Source organism: Pseudomonas sp. Con_6, from assembly GCF_059379395.1.
On record NZ_CM182011.1, the window covers coordinates 5,307,345 to 5,320,161 of the forward strand.

General features: G+C 64.1%; 13 protein-coding genes. 4 read left to right on the top strand and 9 right to left on the bottom strand.

Annotation, left to right across the window (positions count from 1 at the left end; genetic code table 11):
- Positions 1-92: 92 nt before the first annotated feature.
- Together fadD1 and fadD2 are read right to left on the bottom strand one after the other, a co-directional pair.
- A complete protein-coding gene (fadD1, locus tag AC5QPF_RS23605; protein WP_494960135.1) occupies positions 93-1,790 on the bottom strand; it encodes a long-chain-fatty-acid--CoA ligase FadD1 in 1,698 nt (565 codons plus the stop codon).
- Positions 1,791-2,084: 294 nt separating this feature from the next.
- Positions 2,085-3,773: a long-chain-fatty-acid--CoA ligase FadD2 gene (gene fadD2 / locus AC5QPF_RS23610; protein WP_494960136.1), complete on the bottom strand. Its 1,689-nt coding sequence runs from the start codon at positions 3,771-3,773 to the stop codon at positions 2,085-2,087.
- 200 nt (positions 3,774-3,973) lie between these two features.
- Between fadD2 and AC5QPF_RS23615 the strand changes: the two genes are divergently transcribed.
- Both AC5QPF_RS23615 and AC5QPF_RS23620 read left to right on the top strand, forming a co-directional pair.
- A complete protein-coding gene (locus AC5QPF_RS23615; protein ID WP_494960137.1) occupies positions 3,974-4,918 on the top strand; it encodes an alpha/beta fold hydrolase in 945 nt (314 codons plus the stop codon).
- Positions 4,919-4,955: 37 nt separating this feature from the next.
- Positions 4,956-5,426, top strand: a complete 471-nt coding sequence (locus AC5QPF_RS23620) for a MaoC family dehydratase (protein WP_330075643.1) — start codon at positions 4,956-4,958, stop codon at positions 5,424-5,426.
- Between the two features lie 17 nt (positions 5,427-5,443).
- Here the strand turns inward: AC5QPF_RS23620 and AC5QPF_RS23625 are convergent, their stop codons facing one another.
- The 7 genes from AC5QPF_RS23625 to AC5QPF_RS23655 form a co-directional block, all read right to left on the bottom strand.
- The gene (locus AC5QPF_RS23625) at positions 5,444-6,679 is read right to left on the bottom strand and encodes a DUF6596 domain-containing protein (RefSeq protein ID WP_494960138.1); all 1,236 of its coding nucleotides are present in this window, start codon (positions 6,677-6,679) and stop codon (positions 5,444-5,446) included.
- Complete coding sequence (locus tag AC5QPF_RS23630) at positions 6,679-7,170, bottom strand: SRPBCC domain-containing protein (RefSeq protein ID WP_494960139.1); 492 nt, start codon at positions 7,168-7,170, stop codon at positions 6,679-6,681. Before AC5QPF_RS23630 ends, AC5QPF_RS23625 begins: the two co-directional genes overlap by 1 nt.
- Before the next feature lie 18 nt (positions 7,171-7,188).
- The gene (locus tag AC5QPF_RS23635; protein ID WP_330075640.1) at positions 7,189-7,533 is read right to left on the bottom strand and encodes a YciI family protein; all 345 of its coding nucleotides are present in this window, start codon (positions 7,531-7,533) and stop codon (positions 7,189-7,191) included.
- A gap of 31 nt (positions 7,534-7,564) precedes the next feature.
- A complete protein-coding gene (locus AC5QPF_RS23640; RefSeq protein WP_494960140.1) occupies positions 7,565-7,990 on the bottom strand; it encodes a nuclear transport factor 2 family protein in 426 nt (141 codons plus the stop codon).
- Positions 7,991-8,094: 104 nt separating this feature from the next.
- Entirely contained in the window at positions 8,095-8,592 is a 498-nt protein-coding gene (locus tag AC5QPF_RS23645) for a GyrI-like domain-containing protein (RefSeq protein WP_494960141.1), read from the bottom strand.
- 113 nt (positions 8,593-8,705) lie between these two features.
- The gene (locus tag AC5QPF_RS23650; protein WP_494960142.1) at positions 8,706-9,350 is read right to left on the bottom strand and encodes a LysE family transporter; all 645 of its coding nucleotides are present in this window, start codon (positions 9,348-9,350) and stop codon (positions 8,706-8,708) included.
- A 267-nt stretch (positions 9,351-9,617) separates the two neighbouring features.
- Positions 9,618-10,574 (bottom strand): threonine dehydratase, encoded by a 957-nt coding sequence (locus tag AC5QPF_RS23655; RefSeq protein ID WP_494960143.1) that lies wholly within the window; start codon positions 10,572-10,574, stop codon positions 9,618-9,620.
- Positions 10,575-10,664: 90 nt separating this feature from the next.
- Between AC5QPF_RS23655 and AC5QPF_RS23660 the strand changes: the two genes are divergently transcribed.
- Complete coding sequence (locus tag AC5QPF_RS23660; RefSeq protein ID WP_494960144.1) at positions 10,665-12,029, top strand: aminotransferase class I/II-fold pyridoxal phosphate-dependent enzyme; 1,365 nt, start codon at positions 10,665-10,667, stop codon at positions 12,027-12,029.
- 51 nt (positions 12,030-12,080) lie between these two features.
- Entirely contained in the window at positions 12,081-12,707 is a 627-nt protein-coding gene (locus AC5QPF_RS23665; protein WP_494960145.1) for a DNA-3-methyladenine glycosylase family protein, read from the top strand.
- The last annotated feature ends 110 nt before the right edge of the window (positions 12,708-12,817 follow it).

Below are 12,817 nucleotides of genomic sequence, written 5' to 3' on the forward strand. Positions count from 1 at the left end.
GCCGCTATCGCTGGCAAGCCAGCTCCCACAGAGTCCGCAGCGCATGCGATCCCTGTGGGAGCTGGCTTGCCAGCGATGAGGCCCTGAAGGACTCAGGCGATCTTCTTGAGTCCCAGCTTCTTCAGCTCTTCATCCCGCAGCTCGCGCCGCAGGATCTTGCCGACGTTGGTGGTCGGCAGCGCATCGCGGAACTCGACGAACCGCGGCACCTTGTAGCCGGTGACGTTGGCGCGCATGTGCTCCATCACCTGCTCGCGGGTCAGGGTAACTCCCGGTCTGGCGACGATGAACACCTTGATCACCTCGCCCGACTTCTCGTCCGGCACGCCGATCGCCGCACACTGCAGCACGCCCGGCAGGGCCGCCATGACGTCCTCCAGCTCGTTCGGGTACACGTTGAAACCAGAGACCAGGATCATGTCCTTCTTGCGGTCGACGATGCGCATGTAGCCGTCCTGCTGGATCAGCGCGATGTCACCGGTCTTCAGCCAGCCCTCGGCATCGAGGATCTCTGCGGTGGCATCGGCACGCTGCCAGTAGCCCTTCATCACCTGCGGGCCCTTGATGCACAGCTCGCCGACTTCGCCCAGCGGCAGCTCGTTGCCGGCGTCGTCGATGATCTTGCACAGGGTCGACGGCACCGGGATGCCGATGGTGCCGACCTGGTTGCGCTCGGCCGGGTTGACCGCCGCCACCGGGCTGGTCTCGGTCATGCCGTAGCCTTCGCAGATGGCGCAGCCGGTGACGTCCTTCCAGCGCTCGGCCACCGACATCTGCAGGGCCATGCCGCCAGACAGGGTGATCTTCAGCCCGGAGAAGTCCAGGCGGCGGAAGTCCTCGTTGTTGCACAGGGCGACGAACAGGGTATTGAGGCCGACGAAGCCGCTGAACTTCCACTTCGACAGTTCCTTGACCATCGCCGGCAGGTCGCGCGGGTTGCTGATCAGGATGTTGTGGTTGCCGATCAGCATCATCGCCATGCAATGGAAGGTGAAGGCGTAGATGTGGTACAGCGGCAGCGGGGTGATCAGGATCTCGCAGCCCTCGTTGAGGTTGGAGCCCATCAGCGCCCGGCACTGCAGCATGTTGGACACCAGGTTGCGATGGGTCAGCATCGCGCCCTTGGCCACCCCGGTGGTACCGCCGGTGTACTGCAGCACGGCGACGTCGTCGCTGGCCGGCGCGGCTTCCTTGACCGGCTTGCCGCGCCCCTTGGCCAGGGCATCGTTGAAGCTGACGGCAGTCGGCAGGTTGTAGGCCGGGACCATCTTCTTCACGTACTTGATCACACTGTTGATCAGCAGGCGCTTGACCGGCGGCAGCAGGTCCGCGACTTCGGTGACCACGATGTGCTTGACCGACGTCTTCGGTACGACCTTCTCGGCCAGGTGCGCCATGTTCGCCAGGCACACCAGCGCCTTGGCACCGGAGTCATTGAATTGATGTTCCATTTCCCGCGCCGTGTAGAGCGGGTTGGTATTGACCACGATCAGGCCGGCGCGCATGGCACCGAAGACCGCGACAGGGTATTGCAGAACGTTCGGCAGTTGAACGGCGATACGATCTCCGGGTTGCAGGTCGGTGTGTTGCTGCAGGTAAGCAGCAAAGGCACCGGACAACTCGTACAATTCGCCGTAGGTCAGGGTCTTGCCCAGGTTGCTGAATGCCGGTTTGTCGGCGAAGCGCTGGCAGGACTGCTTCAATACCGCTTGAATATTCGGATACTCGTCAGGATTGATTTGCGAGGCAATCCCGGCTGGGTACTTATCCTTCCAAAAGTTTTCGATCATGGAAGCCCACTCCTCCAGCAACCGCGAATTCTTCACCGCGTCGATGCGATTATTATTGATATTTGATGTCGGTTTATTGCAAACCGAGTGATCGGAAGCGCGCCGAGAGTAACAGCTTTGAATAGGGTCGCCTAGAGCTAAAGCGGCCCGAATGGTCACTAAAATGACTCTTGATAATTCATTGGTCACTTTTAGAGTAAAGAGTCTAAAGCTTCCGAAACCCGGCATGCAAAAGCCGCGAGAAGCGCCTTTTAGAAGGCTCTATCTCGCGGCTTTCGCTGTAATGCTAGTGGCTTATGCGGGTTCTCTCAACTCGCGACGCAGAATCTTCCCGACCGGCGTCATCGGCAGCGAATCCCGCAGGACGATGTGCTTGGGCACCTTGTAGCCGGTGAAGTTGGCTTTGCAGTAGGCCTTCAGCTCTTCGAGACTGACCCCGCCGTCCCGCGCTACCACGAACAGTTTCACCGCCTCGCCGGAACGCTCGTCCGGCACGCCGATGGCGGCGCACGCGGCGACCTTCGGGTGGGCCATGACCACGTCCTCGATCTCGTTCGGATACACGTTGAAACCCGAGACGATGATCATGTCTTTCTTGCGGTCGACGATGCGGGTGAAACCGTCGGGGTCGATCACCGCGATATCGCCGGTCTTGAACCAGCCCTCGCCATCGAAGGCATCGGCAGTAGCATCAGGCCGCTGCCAGTAACCCTTCATCACCTGCGGTCCCTTGATACACAACTCGCCACGCTCGCCCAGCGGCATCTCGTTGCCGTCGTCATCGGTGACCTTGAACGCCGTGCCCGCCACCGGGATCCCCACAGTGCCGAGACGTGCCAGTTCGCCATAGGGATTGGTACTGGCCACCGGCGAGGTTTCGGTCAGGCCGTAGCCCTCGACGATGCGGCAGCCGGTAATCTGCTCCCAGCGCTCGGCGGTTGCCTTGACCAGCGCGGTGCCGCCGGAGTTGGTGACCTTCAGCGCGGAGAAATCCAGGTCCTTGAAGCCGGGGTTGTCCATCAGCGCAACGAACAAGGTGTTGAGTCCGAGCAGCGCGGAGAAGCGCCATTTCTTCAGTTCCTTGACGAAACCGGGAATGTCTCGCGGGTTGGTGATCAGCACGTTGTGGTTACCGGTGACCATCATGCACATGCAGTTCGCGGTGAAGGCATAGATGTGGTACAGCGGCAGCGGCGCAATCATCACCTCCTGGCCGTCCTTGAGCAGCTTCTGCCCGTCCGGACCGAGCTGGGAGAAACAGGCCAGGACCTGAAGCATGTTGGCGACAAGGTTGCCATGGGTGAGCATGGCGCCCTTGGCCACCCCGGTGGTGCCGCCGGTGTATTGCAGCACGGCGATGTCGTCGTGGCTGGACTGCACGGGCTTCAGCGCATGGCCCTTGCCCTGGCGCAGTACCTGTTTGAACGACAGTGCCTGCGGCAGGCTGTAGTCGGGGACCATCTTCTTGACCTTGGCGACGATGGTGTTGACCAGCCAGCCCTTGGCCGTCGGCAGCATGTCGCCCATCTTCGCCTCGATGAGGAAGTCGATGCCGGTGTCCGGCAGCACTTCCTGAACCAGCTTGCCGAACATGTTCAGGTAGACCAGGGCGCGGGCGCCGGAGTCTTTGAACTGGTGGCGCATCTCCCGCGCGGTGTAAAGCGGGTTGGTGTTGACCACGATCAGCCCGGCGCGCAACGCGCCGAACACGGCGATGGGGTACTGCAGGACGTTGGGCATCTGCACCGCGATGCGCTCGCCCGGCTTGAGGTCAGTGTATTGCTGCAGGTAGGCGGCGAAGGCTGCGGAGTAGCGGTCGAGTTCGGCGTAGGTCAGGGTCACGCCCAGGTTGGTGAAGGCCGGTCGGTCGGCGAATTTCTTGCAGGAGCGCTCGAATACTTCGATCACCGACTTATAGCTGCCCATGTCGATCTGCGAAGGTACGCCAGCGGGGCGCTTGTCGTTCCAGAAATCGGCGTGCATTTATTATTGTCCTCGGTCCTGAGCCTTTTCGGTGCCGGTCGCTGCTTGCAACACGGCGTTCTGCCGACGTTAGCAGCAATGTGGCAGGTGGCAAATATGCCAAGCGTTGTCATTGATCGTGTGAATCTCGGGCCACCGTGCGTTGCAATTCATCATCCGGCTATACACTCAACGGCATCCCTTGGTCTGGAAATCTGTCCATGAGCTACGACGCCTTCTGGCTGCCGGCCAGCAACCATTGCAGCCTGTACGTCCACCAGTGGCTGCCGGCCACGCCGGTGCGCGCCGTGGTTTTGCTGGCCCACGGCATGGCCGAGCACGCGGGCCGCTACCAACGCTTCGGCGAAGCTCTGAGCAGTGCCGGCTTCGCCCTCTACGCCCATGACCAGCGCGGCCACGGACGTACGGCGGAGCTCGGCACCCTTGGCCTTTTCGCCCGCGAGAACGGCTGGAACAGCGTGGTCAACGACCTCGGCCTGCTCAGCCAGCACATCGGCCAGCAACATCCGGGTACACCTTTATTCCTGTTCGGCCACAGCATGGGCAGCTACATCGCCCAGGCCTATCTGCTGCACCACAGTGGCAGCCTGCAGGGCGCAGTGCTGAGCGGTTCGAATTTCCAGCCACCGGGGCTGTACCGCGCTGCACGCCAGATCGCCCGCCTGGAAAGCTGGCGCCAGGGCCCGCTGGGGCGCAGCGCGCTGATCGAGTTCCTCTCCTTCGGCTCGTTCAACAAGGCTTTCAAACCGAACCGCACAGCCTTCGACTGGCTCAGCCGCGATCCCGCCGAGGTCGACAAGTACGTGGACGACCCGCTGTGCGGCTTCCGTTGCTGCAATCGCCTGTGGATCGACCTGCTCAGCGGCCTGGAACAGATCAGCCGCACCAGCAACCTGGCGCAGATCGATCCGAACCTGCCGATCCTGGTGATTGGCGGCGAATGTGATCCGGTCAGTGCCGGCAAGCGTCTGAAGGATCTGACCGGTGCCTTGCGCCTGTCCGGGAACCAGCACGTGCAACTGCGACTCTATGCGCAGGCCCGCCACGAGTTGCTCAACGAAACCAACCGTGACGAGGTCACCACGCAGGTGATCGACTGGCTCGAACAGACCCTGGCCCTTGGCCGGCCGGTCCGCAGCGAGTGATACTGCGTCCCCGTCGCGTACAGAAGGAATTTCTTCAATGACCCAGGTCACCAACACGCCTTACGAATCCCTCGAAGTGGGCCAGACTGCCAGCTTCAGCAAGACCGTCGAAGAACGTGACATCCAGCTGTTCGCCGCGATGTCCGGCGACCACAACCCGGTGCACCTGGATGCCGAGTTTGCGGCAAAGAGCATGTTCAAGGAGCGTATCGCCCACGGCATGTTCAGCGGCGCGCTGATCAGCGCCGCGGTGGCTTGCGAGCTGCCCGGCCCGGGCACCATCTACCTGGGCCAGCAGATGAGCTTCCAGAAGCCGGTGAAGATCGGTGACACCCTGACCGTGCGCCTGGAAATCCTCGAAAAACTGCCGAAGTTCCGCGTGCGCATCGCCACCCGCGTGTTCAACCAGAACGAAGAGCTGGTGGTGGACGGTGAAGCCGAGATCCTCGCGCCGCGCAAGCAACAGACCGTAGAGCTGGTGAGCCCGCCGCCGATCACGTTCGGCTGATTTGATGAGTATCGTTCCTACAAATCCCGCAAGCGGCGCTCGATGAAGCGCCGCCCGGGTTCCTGCAGGGTCAGGTCCAGGGCGGTTCGGTACGCTTCACGGGCCTGTTCATGGCACCCCAACTGGCGATATAGCTCGGCCCGCGCGCAATGCGCCGGCTGGTAATCACGCAGTTCTCCCCGCTGCCGAAGCGCTTCCATCACCTCCAGTCCCGCCTGCGGACCGTCCCGCCGAGCCAGCGCGGCAGCACGATTGAGCTCGACCACCGGCGACGGCCAGCCGCGCAGCAGCACGTCATACAGCCCGACGATCTGTGGCCAGTCAGTGTCCTCGGCGCTTGCCGCCTCGGCATGCACGGCAGCGATCGCCGCCTGCAGGCTGTAAGGACCGAACCGCCGGCTGCGCAGCGCCTCCTGCACCAACGCGCAGCCTTCACCGATCAGGGCCTGGTCCCACAGGCCGCGGTCCTGCTGGTCGAGCAATATCAACTCGCCCTCCCCCGCACTGCGCGCTCGCGAACGCGAGGCCTGCAACAGCATCAGCGCCAGCAGGCCGAGTACTTCCGGGTCGGGCAGCAGCTCGCGCAGCAAGCGCCCCAAACGAATCGCCTCGGCGCACAGGTCGTCACGCACCACACTGCCACCGGACGACGCCGAATAGCCTTCGTTGAACACCAGGTAGATCACCCGCAGCACGCTGTCGAGCCGCTCCGGCAACTCGGCCAGGGCCGGCACCTGATAGGGAATCCGGGCCTCACGGATCTTGGCCTTGGCCCGCACGATGCGCTGGGCGATGGTCGCCGGCGCCAGGAGAAAAGCCCGGGCGATTTCCTCGGTGGTCAGGTCGCAGACCTCGCGCAGGGTCAAGGGCACCTGGGCATCCGCGGCCAGGGCCGGGTGACAGCAGGTGAAGATCAGGCGCAGGCGATCGTCTTCCAGTTCTTCCTCGTTCATGCCTCCGGCCTCCATGCGTTCGAGAGCCTGGCGCAACACCTCGGGCGAACGCTCGAAGCGCGCCCGCCGACGCAAGCCGTCGATGGCCTTGAAACGCCCGGTCGACACCAGCCAGGCCCGCGGGCTGTCGGGAATGCCATCGCGCTGCCAACGCTCCACGGCAATGAAGAAGGCTTCATGCATCGCCTCCTCGGCTAGGTCAAAGTCGCCCAGCAGGCGAATCAGGGTGGCGAGGATGCGTCGCGACTCCTCGCGGTAGACCCCGTCGAGGGTGACCCGGACCGCCTGCGCCTCGGCCATCAGTCGTCCAGCGGTCCGGTCACCAGTTCCACCAGGCGGTCGAGGCTTTCGCCCCAGCCACGGTGGAAGCCCATTTCCTCGTGGGCCTGGCGGTCGCTGGCGCTCCAGTGCCAGGCTCGGGCGGTGTAGAGGGTCTTGCCGTGGATATCGTCGAGGGTGATGACCGCAGTCATGAAGGCTTTCGCCGACGGCACCCAGCCGGGACCGAAGGCGTCGGTGAAGACAATCCGCTCGGGGGCGACGATTTCGAGGAAGACCCCCTGGTTCGGGTACTCGCTGCCGTCCGGCGCCCGTAGCACAGTGCGGAACAGGCCGCCGACCCACAGCTGCATCTCGCACTCCGGCGTGGTCATGCCATGGGGCCCCCACCAGCGACTGAGCAATTGCGGATCGGTCCAGGCGCGAAATACCCGGCTACGTGGCGCGTCGATCAGACGGCTCAGCGACAGTTCATGCAGCGCCTGTCCCTGGCCGGGTTGTTGAGGATGCATTGTCGTTGTTCTCCTCGTTCAGGGTTCAAGCTCGCGCACCGGCCGGACCTCGACACTGCCGACCCGCGCCGCGGGAATGCCACGGGCGATGTTCAGCGCTTCGTTGAGGTCGCGGGCTTCCACCAGGTAGAAGCCGGCCAGTTGCTCCTTGGTTTCGGCGAAGGGGCCGTCGGTCAGGCTCATCTGCCCGCCCCGCACCCGCACCGTGGTCGCGGTCCGTACCGGCTTGAGCGCCTCGGCGGCGAGCATGCGCCCGCTGTCGTGGACCGATGTCGCATAGGCCAGGCATTCGGCATCCGCGGGGCTCTCGGGCAGACCGTGCAACAGGGTTTCATCACAGTAGACCAGGCACAGGTATTTCATGATGTTCTCCGACGCAGGGTGACGGCTGGCTTCAGGGCTGAAGGTCGAACAGGGCTTTCTGGGTTTCCATGTCGAAGGGGGCCGACCAGTGTTCATGGATGACCTGCCATTGCCCACCGCTGCGCCGATAGCCGACGGTCACGCGCATGTAGCCGCACTGGCTGTCGTCGTCCGCCGGGCCGCAGCGATTGAGCCAGTGGGCCAGGGCCAGGTCGCCCTCGGCGTGCACCGTGAGTTGCGCCACTTCGAAGACCATCGGCCCGGTGCAGAAGCCCATGCACATCTCCCAATGCGCGCGGTAGGCGGCCTTGCCCCTGAACTGCAGGGACTTGATCGCGTCGAAGGCGACGATGTCCTCGGCATAGGGCGCGACGATGCCCTCGATGTCGCGGTCGCGCACCGACTGGATCCAGCGCTCGATCAGTTGGCGGATTTCGTGTTCGGCTGCGGTGTTCATCGGTACGTCCTCCGAAGGTTCATCAGGGTGCGGCACAGGAACATTCCGGCGCCTTCAACACTGGTCGAACGGGAAAACGTCAAATCGACAAGGCGATCGGAAAATCAGCGCGATCCAGTCGCCTCAAGGGGAATCCAGATTTCCACCGTGCCGCTGGCAGTCTGCGGGTCGAAGGCCTCGCCATAGCGCTCGAATTCCGGGGCATCGGCGGCACGCTCACCGGATTGCGGCAGCCACTGTTTCCAGATCCGTTCAAAGGTGTGACCCAGGCCACTGAGCTTGCCATGGTGCTCGAACACCGCGTAGCGCTGCGGCGCCAGGGTGTACCAGCTGAACCCCTCGGGCAACGCGCTCGGGCTGCGTACCTCGACGCCGGCGATGTAGAGGAACCCGCCACGGCCATCGAAATTGCAGCAGACACCATAGGTGTCGTTGCCGATCCGTCCGGGAACCCTACCGATCTGAGGGGCGAAACGCTGCCACAGTGCAGGAATGGCCTTGTTGGTCTGCAGGGTGTAGCGCTCACCGAAACCTGCGATGGTGAACGAACGTCCGTTTTCGATTCTGACCGGGGCGAATCCGGCATCCATCAGGGTCGACATATCCACGCCTCACAAGGTCAACTCAAAAGAGCCCGCGGGGCGGCATTATCGGTTGCCGCGCCTGATGGCACAGGGCTAGCGTAGCTGTATCGAGGGAATAGGGAAACCGCGCTTCAGAGGACCGGGGCGAGAATGAACTCGCGGTAGCCGGAAACGATCACGTAGATCGCGAAATAGCAGAAGATCCCTGCCGACGCCAGGTACGACCAGGTCAGCAGCCGGTCGCCAAGCAAGCGCCCGCCATGGCTGGCCACCCCGCACAGGGTCACGCACCAGAGCACGCCGGCAGTGAAGAAGCCGCCCAGAAACAGTCCCGCTTCCAGCGCCCCGCCGCCACCCGAGCGGGAAATCAGCACGCCGCCCACGGCAGCGAACCAGAGGATCGCGCTGGGCGACGACATGGCCAGGAAGATACCGCGCAGAAATTCGCGCCAAGGCGACTCGCGAACCACCTGCGCATCGGTGTCCAGGTGAGCGTCGCCGCGGATCGCCGCCAGCAGCATCTTCACCGCAAACCACGTCAGCAGCAGCGAACCGCCGATCCACAGGACCCAGCGCACGGTCTCGAACTGCAGCAGCACGGTCATCCCGGCCAATGCCGCCAGGGCATAGACCAGATCGCCGACGCAGGTGCCCAGGCCCAGCCACATGCCTTGCCAGAAGCCACGCTGCATGGCCAGGGTGATCATCGCGATGTTGGCGATGCCGATGTCCAGGCACAGCGACAGGCTAAGGAGAAATCCGTTGGAGAAAGGCATGGGAGGAATCCGCTTCCGACACTGAAAAAAGGGCGGCGGGTATTAAAGCGGATTGGGGCAGGGTTGTATTGGGAGAAATTGCAGGAGGATGGAGTTCTTGTGGGAGCGAGCTTGCTCGCGAACGGCGGCGAAGCCGTCGTGAAACCTGAGTCCCGAGTTTATCTGACACACCCTGCGCTCAGGTTTTGTGGCCGCTTCGCGCCCATTCGCGAGCAAGCTCGCTCCCACAGGGGCCATATCGGCCACCTGTGTAGATCCCTATGCGCATCAATTCTCCGCCAACACCCGCACATACCCCTCCCGATCGATATTCGCCCCGCTCAACACCACCGCCACCTTTTTCCCACGCTGCCGCTCCCGCTCCTGGTACAACGCAGCCAGCCCCGCGGCGCCGGCGCCTTCGGCGGTGTTGTGGGTGTCCTCGTGATAGATGCGAATCGCCTGGGCGATCTCGGCGTCGGTGACCCGGACGATCCGCGCTGCGCCCTGGCGGATGATGTCGAAGGCTTCCAGCACCGGCATGCGGCAAGCCATGCCGTCGGCGAAGGTATTGGCGGTCTCGGTGGTGACGATGCGGCCTTGCTCGACGCTTTGCGCATAGGCATCGGCCTCGCTGGACACCACGCCGACGATCTCGGTGTCCAGCCCCAACAAATCGCGAGTGCGGATCAGCCCGCAGATCCCCGAGCCCATGCCGATCGGCACATACACCGCGTCCAGCCCCGCCACCGCCTCCAGCAGCTCCAGGGCGTAGGTGGCCACGCCACGGATCAGGTCCGGGTGGAACGGCGGCACGCTCTCATAGCCATGCACTTGGGCCAACCGTGCGGCTTCGGCTCGGGCCAGATCGAAATCGGCGCCGTGCTCCACCAGTTCGGCACCCAGGGCGCGCATCGCCGCGTTCTTTTCCCGGGAGTTGCCTTCAGGCACGACGATGATGATCGGCACCCCGGCATTGCGTGCGGCCAGGGCCATGCTCTGGCCGTGATTGCCGCGTGTGGCGGTGACCAGGCCGCGGGTCTGCGGCGCCCGGGCCAGCAGCGACTGCACGTAGAGCAGGCCGCCACGCACCTTGAAGGCACCGGTGGGCGCATGGTTCTCGTGCTTGACCCAGACCTCGCAACCCAGCCGTTCGGCCAGACGCGGCCAGGCGTATTGCGGGGTGGCGGGCACCTCGGCGCGGACCAGGCGGGACGCTTCGCGCAGGGCAGGCAGATCGAACATGGAGCACCTCGAGTCAGTTGGATTTGACCTGATCCTGGCCGCCGCGCATTGTATGGGTCAAACCTTATATTGCATGGCCAACAATAAAACATGTGGACCCCCAGCCTCCCCGATGACGGGCAACCGCGCTATCTCGCCCTGATCGACGCCATCGCCCGCGCCATCGAAAGCGGCGAACTCAAGATCGGCGAACGCCTCCCACCGCAACGCCGCCTGGCCTGGGCCCTGGGCTTGAATCCGAGCACCACGCAGCAGGCTTACCGCGAAGCGGCAGCACGGCACCTGGTGTCCGGCGAGGTCGGGCGCGGCACCTATGTGCTGGCCGGGAGCAAGGAGGCCACGCTGTTCCGCCTCAAACAGCGCGACGACGAGAGCGCCAGCATCGACCTGTCGACCAACGTACCGGTGGTGGACGAGCACAGCCAGGACCTGGAACAGGCCCTGCGGGACTTGCTGCAACAGGGCGCTGGCCACGCACTCGAACACTACCTTGGCGCCGAGCAATTGCTACTTGGCCGCCTGCACGGTGCCAGCTGGTTGAATCGACGCGGCCTGGCGCTGAACGCCTCCCAGGTGCTGCTCTGCGGCGGCGCGCACCAGGGGCTGTTCAATGTCCTGATGTCGTTCTGTCACCCCGGCGAAGCGGTGATGGTCGAGGCCCTCACTGCTCCCGGAATCAAGGCCACCTGCCGCCAGTTGCGCCTGCCCTTGCATGGCATCGCCATGGACCGCGAAGGGATCCTGCCCGACGACCTCGACCGCGTGGCCCGAGCCAGTGGCGCGCGGGTAGTGGTGCTGACCCCGGCCTTGCACAACCCCACCGGTGCCAGCATGGGTGAGCAGCGCCGGCGCGAGATCGCCACCGTGGTCGAACGCCTCGACCTGCTGCTGGTGGAGGACGATGTCTACGGCGCCCTCGCCGATGAACCACCGCTGCTGCCACTGTTGGGCCCGCGCGGCCTGTTGGTCAGCAGCCTGTCGAAGACCGTCTGCGCCGGCCTGCGCCTGGGCTGGATCGCCGGTGATGCGACGCTGCTGGCGCAGATCGATCCTCATGCCCAGGCCACCCACTGGCAGATCGCGCCCTTGATGCTAGGCATCGCCTGTCGCTGGATCGACGATGGCAGTGCCGCGCGCAAGCTGGCCTGGCAGCGCGAGGAAGTCATGCAGCGCTGGCGCCTGGCGCAGCGCCTACTTGGGCCGACGCTGGCCCACCAGGACAGGCCGTCGCCGCATATCTGGCTCGGTGGACCGCGTCCCGGTGACGAACTGGCTGCGGCCTGTCGCGCCAAGGGCGTGGAAGTAGTGCCAGCGCAGGTTTTCGCGGTGAAGCAAGGGCAATTGTCGGCGGTACGCATCAGCCTGACCGCAGCGCGCAGCCGCGCCGAGCTGAAGCAGGCGCTGGAGCGGGTTGCGGCGGTGCTGGACGAATTCACGGCGCAGGATCCGGGGTGAAAAGTCCTGGCCCCCTCCTACACTCACGCGACTGTCACGGACCGGACTCCCATGAACGAACTCGACGCTTTCTACTCCCAGGCCACTGACCACCTGCGCCAGCAAGGCCAGGCCTGGGCCGCGCATATCGACGCCATCGGCCCGTGCCTGCACCTGCCCTTGCCGACCCGCGATCCGTACCAGGCGTTGGTCCGCGCCATCGCCTACCAGCAACTGCATGCCAAGGCGGCAGAGGCGATTCTCGGACGTTTTCTCGCGCTGTATCCCGGGAATGACTTTCCATCGCCGGAACAGTTGCTGGCGACCACACCGGAGCAACTGCGTGCCTGCGGGTTTTCCGGGCGCAAGATCAGTACCGTACAGGCCGTGGCCCAGGGGCGGCTGGACGGGCTGGTGCCGTGCCATGCCGAGGCTCGGCAACTGGATCAGGAAGTGCTGGTGGAGCGCCTGACCCGACTGCCCGGGGTCGGACGCTGGACCGTGGAGATGCTGCTGATCTACACCCTGGAGCAGATGGATATCCTGCCGGTGGATGATTTCGGGGTACGCGAGGGATATCGGCGATTGCATGGATTGGAGGTGCAGCCGACGCCCAGGCAACTGAAGCAGCTGGGTGCCGCGTGGAGCCCGTACCGGACGGTGGCGGCCTGGTACCTGTGGCGGGTGCCAGCGAAGTGAATTCGAAAGCAAGAGGCGGAGTTTCTGGATAACAGGGAGTTTTTAAGCTTCATCCACACCACGCGAAGACAACCGCTCCCACAGGGCCAGCGTCGACTTCAAGACGGTAT

Excerpts from the sequence above, each read along its gene's own strand:
- AC5QPF_RS23665 (WP_494960145.1), top strand. The coding sequence starts at position 12,081 with ATGAACGAACTCGACGCTTTCTACTCCCAGGCCACTGACCACCTGCGC.
- AC5QPF_RS23660 (WP_494960144.1), top strand. The coding sequence starts at position 10,665 with ATGTGGACCCCCAGCCTCCCCGATGACGGGCAACCGCGCTATCTCGCC.
- AC5QPF_RS23615 (WP_494960137.1), top strand. The coding sequence starts at position 3,974 with ATGAGCTACGACGCCTTCTGGCTGCCGGCCAGCAACCATTGCAGCCTG.
- AC5QPF_RS23655 (WP_494960143.1), bottom strand. The coding sequence starts at position 10,574 with ATGTTCGATCTGCCTGCCCTGCGCGAAGCGTCCCGCCTGGTCCGCGCC.
- AC5QPF_RS23645 (WP_494960141.1), bottom strand. The coding sequence starts at position 8,592 with ATGTCGACCCTGATGGATGCCGGATTCGCCCCGGTCAGAATCGAAAAC.
- fadD2 (WP_494960136.1), bottom strand. The coding sequence starts at position 3,773 with ATGCACGCCGATTTCTGGAACGACAAGCGCCCCGCTGGCGTACCTTCG.
- AC5QPF_RS23635 (WP_330075640.1), bottom strand. The coding sequence starts at position 7,533 with ATGAAATACCTGTGCCTGGTCTACTGTGATGAAACCCTGTTGCACGGT.
- fadD1 (WP_494960135.1), bottom strand. The coding sequence starts at position 1,790 with ATGATCGAAAACTTTTGGAAGGATAAGTACCCAGCCGGGATTGCCTCG.
- AC5QPF_RS23620 (WP_330075643.1), top strand. The coding sequence starts at position 4,956 with ATGACCCAGGTCACCAACACGCCTTACGAATCCCTCGAAGTGGGCCAG.
- AC5QPF_RS23630 (WP_494960139.1), bottom strand. The coding sequence starts at position 7,170 with ATGCATCCTCAACAACCCGGCCAGGGACAGGCGCTGCATGAACTGTCG.
- AC5QPF_RS23650 (WP_494960142.1), bottom strand. The coding sequence starts at position 9,350 with ATGCCTTTCTCCAACGGATTTCTCCTTAGCCTGTCGCTGTGCCTGGAC.
- AC5QPF_RS23640 (WP_494960140.1), bottom strand. The coding sequence starts at position 7,990 with ATGAACACCGCAGCCGAACACGAAATCCGCCAACTGATCGAGCGCTGG.
- AC5QPF_RS23625 (WP_494960138.1), bottom strand. The coding sequence starts at position 6,679 with ATGGCCGAGGCGCAGGCGGTCCGGGTCACCCTCGACGGGGTCTACCGC.